The following is a 19,770-nucleotide window of genomic DNA, read 5'->3' as shown; positions in this document are numbered from 1 at the left end:
TGTTCATTCTCAGGAATCACCGGAATGCTCACAGCTTGCCAATGATATCCGAGATATCATCAAGTTCATCCAACGTGAGATCTGCATCGCTAAAGTCGCTGGGTGTAAATTCCTCGGCTTCACGAGTCAGGCAGTGTACAATCAATCTCTCCAGATTCGAGCCATAGCGGGTAACTTGCTCCATAGCCTCTCTCTCATCCATTCTTGAAGGATCATAGCGAAGGATCAATTGGAATTTCCCCTGATCGACAACACAGTTCCACTCTTCAAAATGGGACATTCGGTTAAGTGGACTGATCAACTCCCCCATAGGCAAGGGTGACATGGCGAACGACTCGCCTTGTGTATCTCCTCCAAATTGCCCCAGATAATTAAAGACAATGTCGGGATCACACGCCGCCCCCTCAAAAGCGAACCCGGTAGTCAGATATTTCAGGATTGAATACCCGGTTCCCTTGCCAGGAATGCCACGAAGCATTTCTTTCGTATGACGCAGCGCTTCACCAAGTTCTTCATGAGTTGTAAGGAGAAGCACAGGATAGATCGTGGTAAACCAGCCTACGGTCCTTGTGGTATCCACATGGTCCAGTATGCCTTCTCTACCGTGTCCTTCAAGATCGATAACAATGTCTTTTGCATACGTCATGGAGAGGGCTGTCAAAAGAATATCCATAACTTCGGTGTGATACGCACGATGAACTTCAGTCAATAGCTGTCGCGTTCTGTAAGGTTCCACTTCCAAAGTCACTATTTTGCTATGCTTGAGCAAACCAGGTTTATCGTGATGATCGCGAAGTTGTAGTGCTTTCTGATTTAGCTTGTGCCAGTATGCTTGTTGACGCTTCATCTCTTCCGCTGTGGCTACGTTCTGAAGTTCACGACTCCAGAAGGCATAAGAATCCGTCTTCTCAGGCAACTTCACCATCTTGTCACCCAGGAGAATAGCCTGATACATGCAGTGGAAATCTTCCAGCAGAATTCGCCACGATACACCGTCAATAATAAGGTGATGCATAGCAATAAGCAGATGGTCACCTTCAGGTGTTCTGAACACACCAAGCTGAATTAAGTCATGTCCCAGGTTCACCCTGGATTGAATCGCTGTTGCAAGACGTTCAAGGTGGGCATGATCCCCGTCAGCTTCCACTTCATGTATTTCCACAGGGAAATCCTTATCCTTGTCTATTGGGGAAACACGCTGTACCACACCATCCGGCTGGATATCGAATCGGATACGTAGCGCATCGTGGTGCTCACAAAGTTTATGGAACACCTCATTTACCGTGTACGTATCCCACCCTTCTCGGTTGTATAGCATCATGGATTGATTCCAGTGATTCATGTTGCTGTACCCCTGTGCAAAGAACCATTGTTGTATTGGAGTGAGAGGGATGTCTCCTTCAATGATGTCTCGTTGCTCTTTCCTCGTTTCCATAGGTTCCAAAAACTCGGCACACTCCGCGATTGTCGGATACAACATCAAATGCTTGACCTGTAGTCGAATCTGATGACGAGTGAGTCTTGAAGCAATCTGTATGGATTTAATGGAATCCCCTCCGAGGACAAAGTAGTTGTCGTCGATTCCCACACGTTCCACACCCAGTACTTCTGACCAGACTTGGGCCAATATTTCTTCTTCTTGAGTTACAGGTGCACGGTAATCCCCTTTTATGATGTTCAGATCCGGTGCCGGGAGAACTCCTCGATCCAGCTTGCCGTTACGCGTTACCGGGAGCTTGGCGATCGATACAAAATACGACGGCACCATGTATTCGGGCAAACTCTGCTGAACGTACTTTCTGAGCTCTTGTTCTTGGAATCCTTCCGATGAAACGATATAAGCACACAGATAATGTCCTGTATTGTCCTGACGGGGAACAACGACCGCTTCCTGTACGTCAGAATGTTGTATCAGCCTAGACTCAATCTCTCCCGGTTCAATTCGGTGTCCGCGAATTTTGACCTGATGATCGATCCGTGTAAGAAATTCTATACAGCCATCAGACATCCAGCGGACTCTGTCCCCTGTCCGGTACATTCGTTGACCGGGACAGAATGGATCTTCCAGAAACTTGTTCAGCGTCAGATCCGGATCCCCAACATATTTCTCTGCTACACCCTCACCGGAAATGTACAGTTCACCGGCTACACCCACAGGTAAAAGATGGCCTTGCGCATTGAGAATATAGGCTTTCGTATTATGAATGGGTCTTCCAATAGGAACTGAACTGTGACCTGCCAGATTACGCCTAACATTATATGTCGTTGCAAAAACAGTTGTTTCGGTCGGACCATACCCATTCGCGATCCGGTCGTCTCCCAGATATTGATGAGCTTGCATGACATGAGATTTGGAAAGTGCCTCTCCTCCAACGAATAATCGATGCACATGTTGCAGACAGGTTACATCATGATCGACCAGCGCATTAAACAGTACACTAGTTACAAAGGCAGATGTGATCCGTTGCCCCTTCATAATTGAGGAAAGCTTGTTGATATCCAGCATGTCCTCTCTGCTGATCAGTACAAGCGTTGCCCCGTTCAATAATGAACCGAAGATCTCATAAGTTGATCCGTCAAAGGCATAGTTGGAGAGCTGTAACATCCGATCCTGTTCACGGATATGGATAAATCCATTATTCATCGCTGTCTTTATGACATTTCGGTGTGTAGTGACCACACCTTTCGGTAATCCGGTCGATCCTGAAGTATACATAATGTACGCTGGCATGGTCGCTTCATCCGGTAATGTCGTTGGATTATCATCGTATTGAACGGATAATGTGTTTTTCTCTAATAGAGTTCGACTGGACTCTTCCAATGGAACCACGAACCCTTTGAACCCAGGGAGAGGTCTATCCGATGGAGCAACGAGCATACTTGCATTACAGTGTTCGAGCATGTAGATCATTCTCTCTTGTGGATAGGATGGATCCAGCGGAACATATACGCCTCCTGCTCGCAAGATTCCCAAGATCGACACAATCATGTCAATCGAACGGTCTGCCAACAAGCCGACAGCATCTCCACGGCTTAAGCCGCTCTGCTCAAGATAGCTGGCAAGCTGACAAGCCTTCTGGTGAAGCTCCTGGTAAGATAGCGTCTCCCCATAAAAGTGCAACGCCGTATGATGGGGACGAAGCGATGCTTGGGTTTCAAACAGCTGGCTAATCGTACGATCACGCGGATACTCTGCGTAAGTGTCGTTGAACTGTTCCAGGATCTCCTGCTCTTCCGAGGGAGTGATCAGCCTGATCTCGTCCAGTAATATGTCCGGAGAGGTGGATATTTGTCTTAACACATGCTCATAATGAAGCGCCATATTTTCCATCTGAGAATGTTCGTAAAGGTCTGTCGCATATTCTATGGTCAGTTTAAGAGATTCCTGATTCTCGTGAACTACCCAAGTCATATCGAATTTAGAAGTGTTACTCGTCCAATCCAGAGGTTCAATATGCAACTCTTGCAGTTCTACCGTCCGGGGTTTGGCATCCTGTAGAACAAACATGGTGTCAAATAACGGATTGCGCTCTGGATCTCTTGCGATTTGCAGCTTCTCAATAAGTTCATTCAATGGGTACTCTCCATGTTCATAAGCCAGCAACGTGTCCCTGCGCACATGACCGATCCACTCGTGAATCCGGAGATCACCACACAATTCTTGTCTCAGCGCCAATGTGTTAACGAACATACCTGCAACGGAAGAGATATCCGTATGAGTCCTCCCCGCAAACGGAATGCCCACAACAATATCTTTTTCCCCCGTGTACTTGGACAAAAGAATGTTATACGCTGCCAACATCACCATGAAGAGTGTTGCATCTGTCTGTTGTGCCAACTGTTTCACTGCGCCACTCAGCTGAGGACTCAGTTCAAACGTATGGGAAGAACCTGTGAATTGTCGCCGGCTTGGGCGACGACCCTCTGTGAGGATGTCCAATACAGTGATGTCTTTCTCGTACCGTTTAAGCCAGTAATCTTCACTCGTCAGGTAGGCCGACTTGTTCTTCTGTTCACTCATCCACACTGTGTAATCCCTATATTGAACTGTCATCTCATCAAGAGGATGTCCCTGATAGAGCTGAATAAAATCCTGATACAGAATTCCGGTCGTCACTCCGTCCGAAACAATGTGATGCATGTCCAAGACCAACACATATTCTATGTCTGAAAGTACACATAACCCTGCTCTCATAAGGGGAGCACATCCAAGATCGAAGGGCCGGACAAATGTGCCCATATACCGAGCCAGCTGTTCATTCCTCTCAAGACCAGCAAGCGTTTCAGGTTCGGCTCTAAGTTCCAGTTTCCAATGCATGTCCTTCAGGTCATGAATGTGCTGTCGTAGCTCACCATCAACCATTCTAAAGGAGGTTCTTAGTGATTCATGCCGATGAATAAGTCCTTTCAGCGCAAGCTCCAGACGGATCACATCGGGTTTCCCGTTTATCCTCAGTACCATGGGCATATTGTAACTTGTCCCGGTATCCTCGAACTGTTCCACCAGATATAGTCTCTTCTGTGCCGACGACACGGGATAATCGTCTTGTTCTTTGACACGCGGGATACGAGTATGATTCTGCTTATCCCCTTGGTCAATCAAGGAGGCCATCTGTTGCAGCGTTGGAGCATTAAACAAATCCGGCATGCTTAATTTGATGGCCCATTTCTCCTGAAGCTTCGCTAAGAGAACCATTGCTTTTAGTGAATGCCCGCCCATTTCGAAGAAATGATCATGCAAGCCCGCTTGGGTGAGATCCAGAACTTCAGTCCATAATTGTGCCAGTTCCTTCTCCGTATGTGTTGAAGGAGCCACATAATTTGAAGACAGTCTAGCAAGGTCAGGTTTTGGCAGAGCTTTTCGGTCCAGCTTCCCGTTCCGTGTAAGCGGTAAGGATGAGAGCTCGATGAATATGGATGGAATCATATACTCAGGAAGTGTTTCTTTTAAGATTCTTCTCCAGTTCTCCGCTTGATGCTCATTCTTCGTTTCATTCAAGGCAAGTACACTTGCAGGGTCAATTACAACATACGCCGCCAACATGGAATGCCCTTGGTCATCACGATGTGCAGTAACTACAGTTTCGTTGACCCCTTTTAGAGCAAGGATGTGCTCCTCGATCTCTGCCAGCTCAATCCGATTTCCACGGATTTTCACTTGCTGATCCAATCTACCCAAGTACTCAATGGTGCCATCCTTCAACCATCTTACGAGGTCTCCTGTACGATAGACCCTGTCTTCCCCTTCCATGTGCCAGGCCAGAAATCTCTCTTCTGTCAGCTCCGGTTGTCCCAGATATCCGGCAGCCAGACCCTCGCCTCCGATGTACAATTCTCCAGGAACTCCCACAGGTTGGAGCTTGCCCCATGTATTCAATACATAGAGCCTTGTATTATGAATGGCTCGGCCAATGGGAACACGCCCGGTTTCCCTTACTCTCTCATCAATGGAATACGTTGCTGCAAAAACGGTCGTCTCGGTTGGGCCATAACCATTTACAATCCGATGTTCTCCCAGTACATCCAACGCTTTAATCACATGATTCACCGAGGCAGCTTCGCCGCCAATAAACAGCTTCCTCATACTACGCAGACTGTGTACGTCATAATCAACTACCGTGTTAAACAGGGAAGTTGTCATGAAGAGGCTCGTGATCCTCTCTTGTCTCAATGTGCTTGTAAGATACGACACATCATGAACATGTTGATTAGGCATAAGCACGAGTGTTGCGCCATTAAGAAGTGCTCCAAAAATTTCATATGTGGCGCCATCAAATGCATAATTGGACAACTGTAACATTCGATCCTCTCGCCCAATTTCAACAAATCCGTTATTGATACAGGTTTTCACTACATTGCGGTGACTCGTTATCACACCTTTGGGCATCCCGGTAGATCCTGAGGTATACATGACATAGACAGGCTGCTCTGCTGAATAGGAGATTGGTGTCTGTATTGAACTCTCTTCTGCATAAACTTGTGGTTCGAGCAGGGGGATGATTGTTCCCGTGTAGGAATCAAGGGTCTGATTCTGCTCCATGATGAGCCACTGCGCTCCACTGTCCCGTAAAATGTATGTTAGTCGGTCTTCAGGGAATTTGGGATCGAGAGGGACATACGTTCCTCCTGCTTTTAATATCGCCAGGATGGCAATGATCATCTCCGGTTTACGATGTGTTAACAGTCCGACGTAGTCACCAGGCTTAATTCCACGTCGCTTGAGTAATGCCGTCATCCGGTTTACGTGTTCGTTCAGTTGTCCATAAGTCACACTCTCTGTGCCGTACAGGAGTGCCTCGTGTTCTGGTTGTTCTGATACCATGGATTCAAATGCATCCGTAACAGTCCAATCTCTTGGATATTCAGCATCGGTTTTATTAAGCTCTCTAAAATACTTTTGTTCTAGCGGGGTAAGCAGCTCCAGCTCACGCAGTTTCGTATCCATGCTATTCAATAGTTGTTCCAGCAAATAAACATAATGACGAGTCATTTGTTCGACGGTAACCCGGTCCCATAAATCTGAACTGTATTCAACCTCAGCCACGAGTTCATCCCCATCTTCATGCCATACCCAGGACATATCGAATTTGGCCTGCTGTCCATGCCAATCCAACTTGCGAACAGATATATCTTGAAGTGTTTTGACGGGAAGCGTCATATCCTGCAGTACAAACAGTGTGTCAAATAAGGGGTTGCGGTTCGGCTGAAAAGAAAAATGAAGTTTGTCTAATAGATCACTGAGAGAATACATACCACGTTCATGTACTGCCATCATATATTTTTTGACATGCTGGATATATTCACCAACCGTCAGATCAGCAGCTGGATTAAGCTTCAAAGGCAGCGTGTTTACAAACATCCCCACAGTCGGCTCTACATCTACATGTTCTCGTCCGGCAATCGGTGCCCCTATGGTGATGTTCTCATCACCCGTATATTTAGACAACATCAGGCCATACACCGATAAAAGAAGGATGAATGGAGTAGCCCCGTAACCGGCAGCTGCTCTTTTCAACTCCTGTACCTTCTTACTTGGCAAACCAAATGTATAGGATGCCCCCCGGTACGATCTGATGGCAGGACGTGCACGATCCATTGGAAGTTCTGCGGAACTCTCAAATCCCGAGTACTGATCCAACCAGAACTGCTGTGCTTCCTCATAGGTACGGCTCATCTGCTGTTTCTGCTTCCACATCACATAATCCTTGTATTGAACACGGATCGGATCAAGTGCCCGTACCTGATAAAGATTAAACAGTTCATCATATATCAGATGAGTAGATACTCCGTCAGACACGATGTGATGTGTATCCAGCGCCAGTACATACCGTTCCCTATCGAATTCAATTACACTTGCCCTGATCAGCGGTGCTTCTGCCAAATCAAACGGCTTAACAAAAGTGGACATCACGCCAGACATTGGATCTGTTTCAGTTCCATCAGATTCCTGGATCGAGGCTTCCAATGAATCCATAGTCCACCTTTCAAGCTTCCACTTCACTTCATCTATCGAATGAATGCGTTGAATCAATTCGCTATATTCCATATTGAATGATGTCCGCAGGGCTTCATGGCGTGCGATGATCCGTCTAAAACATGCTTCCAGACGAGCCGTGTCTAATGCTCCTGAGATTTCAAATAACATCGGCATGTTATAACTTGTTCCACTGTTTTCATATTGTTGGGCGTAATAAATCTGTTTCTGAACCGAAGTAACAGGATATGATTGCATCACTGGAGCCGGCTCAATGGCTCTGTATTGATTCCGAGCGGCCTTCAGAATCCATCCAGCCATGTCCCGAAGAATTGGGGTCTGGAATATATCCAGCAAGGTAAGTCTGACATCAAATTCCTGATGAATCTTGCCTACTAGCAACATGGCTTTCAGTGAGTGTCCGCCCAATTCAAAGAAATGATCCTGTATTCCTATCTTCTTAATGCCTAGAACACTTTCCCATATCTCAATCAAGCTCTTTTGGACCGGATTCTCTGCTGGAACATATTGCTGCCCTCGTACAATCGTCGGCTTCGGAAGTTTCTTCCGATCAATCTTTCCATTCGCAGTAAGCGGTATCTCACTCAAAATGGAAAAGACAGTTGGAACCATATATTCCGGCATTTGTTGCTTGAGTTCCTGCTTCCACATCGTTACCAGATCTTGAAAGGACTGCTTGGCTTCTCCATCCTGAAGTAGAGTGTACGCACATAGATAGGAGTGACCCTGATCGTCACGATCGGCCATCACTATTGCTTCATGGATACCTGACAGCTTACGCAGGCGTCCCTCTACTTCCCCTAGTTCGATCCGATTGCCACGAATCTTCACTTGATGGTCTATTCGATCAATGAATTCCAGATTTCCATCCGGCAGCCATTTAACCAGATCTCCAGTCCGATATAGACGTTCTCCCGGAATAAATGGGCTAGCTATAAATTTGTCACGGGTGAGCTCCGGTTGTCCCAAATATCCTTGGGCAAGTCCTTGTCCACCTATATGCAACTCGCCGGGAATACCAACAGGCAATCGCTTGCCTTCATGGTTCAGCACATACACTTTTGTGTTATTCGTTGGCTGACCAATTGGAATGTATTCACCAGAAACGATGGAGTAAAATGTGGCAAATACCGTCGTTTCTGTCGGGCCATATACATGTACAAGTCTATGCTTTCCAAGCAGATCAACAGCCTTTTTGACATGTGTCGCTGATACTTTCTCACCGCCAAAGAGAATTTTCCTAGTCCCGTTCAAGGATGCTGGATCCAGATCTACCAGTGTGTTAAATAGTGCCGTTGTCATGAAGGCGATCGTGATATGTTGTTCGCGAATGGCCTTGGCGAGCGCACTCCCATCCAGCACCTCTTCGCGTTTCAAAAGAACAAGTTCAGCACCGTGTAACAGGGCACCATAGATGTCGAAAGTCGATCCGTCAAAAGCATAATTAGATATCTGTAGCAGGCGGTCGTCAGGGGTGATATCCACGTAACCATTATGAATTACCGTCTTGATCACATTGCGGTGTGTCGTAATTACCCCTTTTGGGGTTCCGGTGGAACCAGAGGTGTACATGACATATAAGGGATCTTCCGGTCCAGAAGACTCGGCATATGCGCTGTTATTCACATTATTACGGATGAAAACCGGGTTCTGATTGGATTCGTGTGCCCAGACATTTTCATTAAAAATCAGAGCTTCACCCTTATAGTTGGGGATCTGATCAGGATGGTCTGCAATCAGCCATCTTGCCCCGCTATCCATCAGCATGTATGTCTTCCTGTCCGCTGGAAAGCTCGGGTCAATAGGGACGTATGCCCCCCCGCTCTTGACAATGGCAAGCATTGCAACAATGACCTCAATGGAGCGATCCATGATGAGCCCGACACGTTGCCCAGGCTGAACGCCCTGTGAAATAAGGTGTCGTGCAAGACGATTCACGCGATGATTTAACTCCTGATACGTAACCCGGTCCCCGTCCATCACGACAGCCGGATTCGCGCTGCCGAGCTCAACCTGCTGCTCAAACAACTCAGCCACAGAAGCATCTTGAGGATAATCAGCATCGCTGTTATTCCATTCATTTATCTGTGCAATGTCAGATTCGGTTACAAGCTCCAGCTCCCCAATTTTCAGTTCCGGGACAGTTACGATCTGCTGCAGCAAATGTACATAATGTTGTAACATCCGTTTTACGGTATGTGACTCCCACAGATCAGTTCGATATTCAACCGATAACGTCATATCATCTTCGGATAATGTGCAGACCCATGTCATGTCAAATTTTGATGCATGATGATCCCACTCTGCATACTCGATCTCAAGTCCCGGTATATGCATCTGTGCTGTTGCCGAATCCTGTAGCATAAACATCGTGTCGAACAATGGATGTCGGCTTGAATCAAACGGCAGTGACAAGCGATCTATCAAGTCTTCCAGTGGGTATCGGCCGTATTGATAGGCTGCCAGCGTAATTTCTCTCATCTTCTCCAGATATACACTTACCGTCAGTTCTGCCTTGGGTTCACTTCGAAGTGCCAGCGTGTTGGCGAACATGCCTACCATTTGTTCATGCTGGATGGTATCTCTGCATGTGAAAGGAGTGCCCACTATAACATCTTCTGCCGCCGCATATTTGGACAACAGAATCTGATAGGATGCCATCATAAGCATAAATAAGGTCTGTTGATTGGTCATTGCTGCATCTTTTAATTGACTCACGAGAGCAGACTCTAACGTTAAGTTCACACGACTTCCCTCAAAACGGCGGATCGGCGAGCGCAGATGATCTGTTGGTATTTCAAGAACAGGGACTTCGATTTTGTACAAGGACAACCAGTACTCCTGACTTTTGTTATATGCCTCTTGTTGAAGATATTTCTCCTGTTCCCAGACAGCATAATCCTTGTACTGCACACTCAGGTCCGAAAGGTACTGCCCCTGATATAACCGAACCCAGTCGGATATCAGGATCTCTATGGATCGTCCATCCGAAATAATATGGTGCAGGTCAAGCAGTAGCACATGACACTCCTCGTTAAGCCGAAGTAAACCTCTTCGGAACAAAGGAGCTTCTCCCAGATCAAATGGCTGGATGAATTGTTCAGCAAACGTCTGGATAGCCGATTCTTCCGTCTCTGCTAATGGGGCTTTTTCGAGGCGCAACGGTTCAAGAGATATCTGATCAGGTCCGTGAATACGCTGCCGCAGTTCACCATGGTGTAACTCGAATGAAGTTCTCAATGCCTCATGTCTCTGAATCAGCATCTGCATTGATCTCTCCAAGGCATTCACATCCAGCTTGCCATTTAACCGAAGCAGGAAAGGCATATTGTAGCTTACACCTGCATTTTCCATTTGCTGAACAATGTACATCCGTTGTTGGATAGAAGACGCCGGGTACGTGTCCCTGTAGGGTATGGGCACAAGTTCTTCTCCAGGGTGGTCTGTCGAGCGTGCTGCCATGATCCACATGGCCATCTCCCGAATCGTAGGCATGATGAATACATCCTGTAGTGAAACCTTTACGCCGGTTTCCTTCTGCACTCTGGCCACAAGCATCATAGCTTTAAGTGAATGCCCTCCAATTTCGAAGAAATGCTCCTCTACTCCGACGCTCTGTATATCCAGAATCTCTTCCCAGATACGTGCTAATTTCTCTTCAAACACATTAGCCGGAGCAACGAAATGGTTGGTCTGTCTTCTCGTGGGCTTGGGAAGTGCCTTCCGGTCGAGCTTACCGTTCAGTGTCATGGGGAAGGCTTCCAGTGTAACGAACGTATTGGGAACCATATATTCAGGCAGGCTCTGCCTCAGCTCTTTTTTCCAATCCAACACAGGAGTTTTGTTATCACTCGGGACGATATACGCGCATAAATAGGTATGTCCCTGCTCATCCTTCTCTGTCATGACCACAGCATCCTGAATCGATTCAATCCTGGATAGCCTGCTCTCAATTTCGCCAAGTTCAATCCGATTTCCACGAATCTTCACTTGCTGATCCAACCTTCCCATGTACTCGAGGTTTCCATCCGGCAGCCAGCGAACGAGGTCGCCTGTTCTGTACATTCTTTCTCCAGCAGAGCCGATTACAAAACGTTCTTCGGTCAACTCAGCCTGATGCAGGTAACCTTGCGCAAGCCCATCTCCGGAAATATACAACTCGCCAGGTACTCCAACAGGTTGAAGTTGTCCTTTTCGATTCATTACATGAGCCTGGGTATTGTGAACAGGTCTTCCGATGGGAACAGTGTTATAATCCAGCAAACGATGATTGACCAGATAAGTCGCTGCAAAAACGGTCGTTTCCGTCGGACCATATCCGTTAGCAATCCGATCATTCCCCAGAACCTGCAGAGCCTTCTCCACATGCTTTTTGGATCCAGCCTCTCCGCCAAAGAAAAGCCTTCTCACATGTTTCAAACATTGAACATCCCACTCGACAACGGCATTGAACAGTACAGCAGTCATAAAAGCCGAAGTGATTCGTTCACGCTCCAGCGTATCAGCAAGCTCCGACACATTGAGGACGGTTTCCTTGGGAATCAGCACTAGCGTAGCTCCATTGAGTAAAGCACCGAATATTTCATATGTTGAACCATCAAATGCATAGTTGGAGAGTTGCAACATCCGGTCTGTTTCATGAATATCCATAAAACCGTTATTGATTACGGTTTTCACAATGTTACGGTGTGTCGTTTGTACACCCTTCGGTTTACCTGTAGACCCCGATGTATACATGATATAGGCCACATCTTCAGCGGATCTGTGGCATTTCGTGAACATGTCCACAGCTTGCCGCTCGCCGTCACTCTGCATCTGTTCTTGCTTGACCAGATTAATCTGCTTGCCTTCATAGCCGCTGATGAACAGATCTTTCTCAGCAATAAGTACAGCCACATCACTATCTACAAGTATGGTACGAATTCGCTCAGTCGGGAACTCCGGATCCAGCGGAATATAGGTACATCCTGCTTTCAAAATGGCGAAAATGGCCGTTATCATTTCTATGGACCGCCTTGAAATAAGTCCAATATTCTGTCCAGGTTCAACACCGGATTCGAGCAACTGAATTGCAAACTGATCAACTCGCATACCGAATTCTCGGTATGATAACTGCTCCTCCCTCATGACAATTGCGGTTCGCTCAGATTGCTGTATAACCTGCTGCTCCAGCAGTTCTACAACGGTTGCCTCATAAGGGTATTCGGCTGTTGAATCATTGTAAGTTCCCAGTAACGTGTATTCTTCCTCCGTGATAATATCGACTGTATCGATCTTCTGTTCAGGTTTGGCAATCAAGCAACCAAGAACCCTCAGATATACGTCAAGCAGCCGATCTGTGAAAGCTGTTGGATAAGATGACACCATCTTGACGGACAACTCACCAAGAGTTACTGAAATACTAAAATCAAGGAGAGTGTTTGTTTTCTCATAGCTGTAAGATTTAAATTCAAACATTCCTTTTTCCACAGACTCATACACATGAAAATCAATATAGTTAAAGGCGATATCAAATAGCGGATTTTCTCGGCTGCTTTGCTCCCCAATTGCATTTAGAATCTGAACAAGGGACAACCGGCCATACTTTTTGAGTGCGGCTTGTTTATGATATACATTTTGAGTAATGTCCCCCCAGTTCACCAGAGAGTCAAATTGCATGCGCATAGGAACGGTATTTAGGAAACAGCCCAATATGCGTGCTCCATCCTCATGGACAGGACGTCCATTCTCGACAAGCCCGATCAGGATATCATCCTCATAGGACAACATATATAATGAAGTGACGAATGCAGACAGACACAAGGATTTAACCGTAACACGCTGATTACGTGCCGCTTCTTTTAACTGGGTGTACAGTTCCGATGGGAGGAGAGTCACTGTTGAGTTGGCTACTGAATTGCCATGATGAATCTCGGACTGTTCCGGGAATGAATATTTTCGATAATCCGCCAGTTCTTCACGCCAATACTCTATAATGGACGAATTTCTAGATTGGGCCATCTGATCTATAACATAATCTTTGTAGCTCGTTTTTAACGGATCAGGCACTGACTTCCCCTCCTTTGAGAGCACCGTACAAATTCAGTAATTCCGACATAAAGACGGCAACGCTCCATCCATCCAGAATGGCATGATGAAAGATCCACCCCACATATGACTCCTCCTGGGAGGTGAAAATCACCAGACGCCAGAGGGGAGCATGCTGGATATCAAATGGCCGCTTCCGGTCAAGCTCCATGTATTTCCGAATTTCCTGTTCTATCGATTCGCTATCCAGACTATCCAGTAGGACCTCCTGAATATCAAAATGTATACGTTCACAACTATATTGGACAGGTACGGGAAAATCAGAAATATTGAAACCGGTACGCAGAATCGGATGCCTGTTTATAAGTTCCATCATGACTTTGCGAAGATTCAGCGCCTGAATTCGATGCTCATGAATCTGATATATAAACTGATCGTGATATACACCCAGACCTTCATTTTTCATGTAATGGAACACCATTCCCTGCTGAATATCGCTCATGGGATACACGTCTTCCACATTGGAGGGTAACAAGGCTCGTAATGTCGGGTTCGCCAGCCACTCTGTACGCATCTGTAATAACTCCATCTCAATCTCGTTCCGGACGTTATCGGGTGCATGAAGAGAAGTACGATGTTTAGCCAGTTCGCGAATCGTTGGATAATCGTACATATCAGCAATTTGGATATGAAGTCCAAGCTCTCTGTTCATTCGGCTGATCAGTTCAATTACACGAATGGAGTCTCCGCCAAGCTCAAAGTAATCACACTCTACCCCCATATTGCGGTTATCCAACATCTCCTGCCAAATGTTCAGCATCTGCCATTCCAGTTCATGGCTTGGCATAACCAAATCGGTAACATCCATTGGAGTCACACTGTCGATAGGAGCGGGAAGCGCTCTGATATCGACTTTGTTGCTCAGTGTCATTGGCAAGGCCTTCATTTGAATATAGTGAGCAGGCAGCATATACTGCGGCAGATGGTGAGACAGCTTTGTTCGTAAATCTTTACTCTGCTGAAGTCGTTCAGAGACATAATATGCACAAAGAACGCTCTCTCCTGCATCCCCTTCCCTCACCGTAACAACTGCTTGCTGTATTCCACCTATCTCCAAAAGTCTGGTTTCGATTTCACCAAGCTCAATTCGGAAACCTCTGATCTTCACTTGGTGATCGATCCTTCCCAAATATTCAAGTTCACCGTTCATCTGCCAGCGGGCGAGATCTCCAGTTCGATATAACCGCTGCGAGGGGGCAAAGGGATGGGGAACAAACCGTTCGGCGGTCAGTTCTTCTCGGTTCAGGTATCCCCTAGCCAAGCCTTCACCGCCAACATAAATCTCCCCTTCCACACCGATCGGAACCAATTCCCGCTGTTCATCGAGAATATAAATTTGAAGCGTAGGGATGGGTTTCCCGATGTTGCTTGTTTTACCTTGGATATCATCCCATTCCATTTCCTTATATGTCACATGTACCGTGGTTTCCGTAATTCCATACATATTAATTAGTTGAGCTTGAGGATATTTCTTCTTCCATTCCAGTAGTTGTATAGGTTGAAGAGCTTCTCCACCGAAGATCACCTTTCGAACAGCCAGCGGTGTATCCAAGTCTGACTGTACTTCCAATCTAGCCATTCGGTAAAAGGCAGTCGGAGTTTGGTTCAAAATGGTGACCTGTTCCTTCTGTAGTAATGATAAGAATTGTGCTGGCTCTCTTGTCACATTCAGAGGAACTATAATTAATCTGGCACCATACAATAACGCCCCATACATCTCCCATACCGAAAAATCAAAACAGAATGAATGGAACAGTGTCCACACATCTTCTTCACTGAAGTCAAACAAGTTTCGGTCATTAAAAAGCAGCCTGACCACATTGGAATGTTCAATCATGACCCCTTTTGGTTTGCCCGTTGATCCTGATGTGTAGATGATGTAAGCCAAATCCGATGGTCGATTCACTTGTTTCGGATTTGTAGCGAAGTTGCCCTCTATCCCATCGTCATCCAGCAGGTCTGGAACGATTGCCTTAATCGACATTTCTTCAGGCAGATACTCCTGCTCTTCCGTAATACAGAATTGCGCTTTGCTATCTTCAAGCATGTATTGAATACGTTCCTTCGGGTACTCGGGATCAATCGGCATATAAGCTCCACCTGCTTTAAGTACGGCAAGAATGCTGATAACCATACCGGGTGAACGTGAAAACAAAATGCCTACAACCTGATTTGGTTTCACGCCTTGCTGTCGAAGATATAACGCCAAGCGGTTGGCCTTACTATTTAATGATGCATACGTCATCTCCGTATGTTCATAACGCAAGGCAACCCGTTCACTGGATCGTTTCGTCTGCTCCTCAAACAAACTGATCAGTGTTGCTTCTCGCGGGTATGTGGTCTTCGTATCATTGAATTGCTCCAGAAGTATACGCCTCTCGGTATCAGGCAATGTATTCAGACTCGACAGCTTAATGCTCAACAACCCCTTCCAGCATGGTGATATAGAATTGAAGAAGCCTTTCGATGGTTTCCATTCTGTACAAATCCGTGTTGTATTCCATACGCAGCCTAAGAATATCGGACTCTTCATATACATGTAGAATCAAGTCATACTTGGAAGTACTTCCTGCTTCAATCATCAACTGTACAGATACGTCCTGAAGCTGATATTGGTGTGTAAATTCATTTTGCAGTGTGAACATGACTTGAAAACCCGGTGTTGATCCCGGTGCCGTATGATACGAAAGGTCAGGTAGCAGCATTTCTATAGGTACTTCCTGATGTTGATAGGCATCCAGGGACATTCCTTTAACTTGTTCCAGCAGATCATCAAACGTCATATCTTCACTAAACTCGACGGATAAAATAACGGTATTCGCGACAAATCCAATGAGACCCTCCACCTCGGCACGGGTCCTGTTGGACATTACGGTACCAATGGGAATATAGGGCTGTCTGCTAAAACGATGGATTAGGTAGCCATACACCGCGAATAAGAGCATAAAGAGCGTAACCCCTGACCGGTTTGCCTTCGCTAATGTCCTGGAAGTCAACTGGGAATCTACGATACGTTCGATCGTATTTCCGTTGTACGCTCTGGCCTCAGGATATGGAAAATCACAGGGTACCTGTATAATAGGTAATGTTCGGTTTAGCTTATTGATCCAGTACTCTTTTAGTTCCCACAGGGGAGAATCACTGCCCTGCTCCATGGAGGATTGCCACAGCACATAATCCGAGTAGGAGACAGAAAGTGGTGATAACATTCGCTGCGAATCTCCCAACTCCGAGTTATACAATTGCACCAATTCGTTGGTAAAAATCTCCACTGACCAGCCATCAGATATAATGTGATGCATGGACACAACCAGGATATGCTTGTCCGGGCTGCAATCAATCAGGCACATACGAAGACATGCATCGTTCACAAGGTCAAACCGCAAGTTTGCTTCCCGATCAATCTCCATCCTGATTCCAACATGCCTTTCATTCTCCTGAAGCTGGGTAAGATCTATCCGTCTAATTTCTATTTCAGATCCTAGCTCCGTAACATATTGATAAGGTTCCCCATCTTGAATACCGTAGCGAACACGCAAGGCCTCATGCCGCATAATCAGTGCTTGTACAGCATTCTGAAGTCTGTATATATGAAAAACACCGGTAAAGTGAATTGAAAAAGTATTGGTATAAAAGGCGCTCTCTGGAGCAATCGTGTGCAGAACCCATTGGCTTTTTTGTTTCAATGTAAGCGGAAGTTTCTCTGTTCGTTGCTGCTGTACCGGGATAGGAATATGATTCTTCAACGGTTCCGCATTCTGCAATTCCTGAAGAATTCCATTGATCGTTGCTTGTCTGAAAAAACGCTGTACCGGAATACGCACCTTATACTCTGAAGCAATCATGGCGAGCAGACGAGTCATGCGAAGGGAGTCCCCACCGAGTTGAAAAAAATCATCATGGTTGGTCACTTGGGTTACTCCCAAGACCGATTGAAATGCTTTTTCAAGAAATGGATAGTGCTCAGAAGAGACCGATGCTCCTTCACCCACATGAGGTTGTCTGTACACTTCAATTCGGTCAAGAAGAACATTGTGTTCCTTTACATATTCACGTACTTTGGTGTACACCAAAGCCTCATGGCAATCATCCTGCTCTGATGTGTAGTGAATAATGCACAGCTTGCCCTGCTGGATCTGTGCTCCCCCGGAACCCTCTTCTTCCACCTGTACCCGAGTTGCCTGTTCAACAGAAGCTGCTGCAACCTCTTCTTCCATCATCATCTGAGCCTGCTGACGTTCATGCAGCATACATTCTATTCGGTTGAGTGTTTCATCAAATTGGCCATCAAGAAGTAAATCTACAAGTTGTAGCCGCTGGATTTTACCTGTAGGTGTACGAGGGAATTCCCTTTTGCTAACCGGTACGATAAACCTCGGATTGACGCCAAATTGTCTTGATATGTTACCTCTCATCTCCTGAATGACGAACAGATCTAAGCCTTCGTCGTCATTCTGGGGTGTATAAAATAACAACAGCTGATCATTGCCGGATTCTCCACCAGATATTCCTGCTGCTGCCACGTAGTCAGCATCAACACCGTATACTTGCTTCATCACGGCTTCAATCTCATAGTTGTATAGATTTTTTCCGTTCATGATCAGCACATCTTTTTCTCTTCCTGTTAATGTCAACTTTCCACCTTTAACAAAACCGAGATCACCTGATTCGAACCATCCATCGTCTGTCAATACGTTGTTAGTTGCTTCCTTGTTCTTGAAGTATTCCGTTATGATTGAATCTCCCTTGAGTTGAACTCTCCCTACATGAGCTTCTGGAAGCGGAACATTGCAATCATTTACTATACGCAGACTTATGCCGGGAATCACCTCTCCAATCTCGACAAAGACTATTGTGTCGTCAGTATTGGAGGAGTCTGCAAAGATCACTTTGCTATCCAACGACCCCTTAACAATATGCTGAATTCCACCTGTCTCGGAATGATCAAACGTTCTGCTGAAGCAGAGACTGCCCGAAAACTCAGTCATGCCATATGCAGGAACAACGCTATCAGCTCTAAGCCCAAACGGAACTAATTGATGAAGGAATTCTTTGCCTGTCTGAGCTGAGATTGGCTGACCTACATTCAATATGGTTCGAATAGATGACAAGTCCCATTGCCTGGCATGGACGGTTTCATGCCGATTCATCTGTGCATAGGCAAAATTAGGGGCCCAGGTGAATGTGACTTGATGCTCCTCTATATCTTCCAACCACGAAGTGGGGGAATCCAAAAAACGCTCAACGGAACTTAGCACTTGTTCACTGCCCAACACAACTCCGAGGATATGATTGGTTAACAATCCACCAGCATGATAGAGAGGCATCCAATTCAAGGTAATCTCTTCAGAAGTCAGGCCTAGATGTTGTTTGATGCCTATAATATTCGCAAGGATCTGGCGATTCTGATACCGGACACACTTCGGAGTACCTGTTGTCCCTGATGTAAAGAGGGTAAGGACAGGCGCATGCGGGTCACTACTGTGCCTTTCCTGAGAACAGTTATGCCGCAGCAGCTCATTTACCGAAATCACCGCTTCTTCACGTTTGCCCTCCCCTTCGAAAGTACCTGCGGAATCTCCTACAATGAGTGGACAATTCAATAACTTCCACACCTGTTTCAGCTTGTGGTGATCCACGTGATCGGATGGCAAATGAAGGGCTGGCTTCAGTGGTGCTGGGTTCATACCGCCAAGTATACAAGCCCAGAGTACAGCTACTAAGTGGTCTATGCGTTCAATTTGCAAAATGACGGATTCTCCTGGCCGGACACCTTGTTGATTCAGTCCTTGAAGGATGCGTTCAGCATTCTGAGACAATTCCATATAATCTGATATTCGGACTTCCCCATTTTCCATCTTATAATGCAATTTCTTCTTTGGATGATTCCTGACGGTCAGATCAAAAGCCTCAATGAGTGTCTTAGGATGTCCTGCATAATCAAGTGGTTTGCCTATCAGAATTGCTGGTTCCCCCGCCGAAAGAATTGGTTGTGAATCCCACAACTTCGCTCTCTGACCATATTTGAAATGTTCCTGTTTTTTCAATACGCTGGAAGCAGTCGGTTGGGTCCAATGTTCATTCCAAGTCCCGGAAGTGGTCATTGCCCGCATGGATATTGAAAGTTGTTGAACCGGGAGCTCATGTCTTATAAAACGTTGGAGGCTAGTATGAAATGACATTCGAAC

The 19,770-nt window shown here is 46.0% G+C and carries 3 protein-coding genes; all 3 read right to left on the bottom strand.

Going from position 1 to position 19,770, the window contains the following annotated elements; genetic code table 11:
* Positions 1 to 28: 28 nt before the first annotated feature.
* The 3 genes from J7E78_RS08855 to J7E78_RS08845 are packed head-to-tail and all read right to left on the bottom strand — an operon-like array spanning position 29 to position 19,764.
* Positions 29 to 13,543, bottom strand: a complete 13,515-nt coding sequence (locus tag J7E78_RS08855; RefSeq protein ID WP_215075870.1) for a non-ribosomal peptide synthetase — start codon at positions 13,541 to 13,543, stop codon at positions 29 to 31.
* Positions 13,536 to 16,004, bottom strand: coding sequence for a non-ribosomal peptide synthetase (locus J7E78_RS08850; protein WP_215075869.1), 2,469 nt, complete (start codon positions 16,002 to 16,004; stop codon positions 13,536 to 13,538). The genes J7E78_RS08855 and J7E78_RS08850 overlap by 8 nt, the downstream gene beginning before the upstream one ends.
* Positions 15,994 to 19,764: a condensation domain-containing protein gene (locus J7E78_RS08845; RefSeq protein ID WP_215075868.1), complete on the bottom strand. Its 3,771-nt coding sequence runs from the start codon at positions 19,762 to 19,764 to the stop codon at positions 15,994 to 15,996. Before J7E78_RS08845 ends, J7E78_RS08850 begins: the two co-directional genes overlap by 11 nt.
* Positions 19,765 to 19,770 lie beyond the last annotated feature (6 nt).

It is taken from the genome of Paenibacillus polymyxa (genome assembly GCF_018614975.1).
GTDB lineage: Bacteria > Bacillota > Bacilli > Paenibacillales > Paenibacillaceae > Paenibacillus > Paenibacillus polymyxa_E.
The sequence above is the reverse complement of the archived record's forward strand: the minus strand, read 5'-3'. Positions and strand labels throughout refer to the sequence as shown.

Coding starts and splice junctions, on each gene's coding strand:
- J7E78_RS08845 (WP_215075868.1), bottom strand. CDS start 19,764: ATGTCATTTCATACTAGCCTCCAACGTTTTATAAGACATGAGCTCCCG.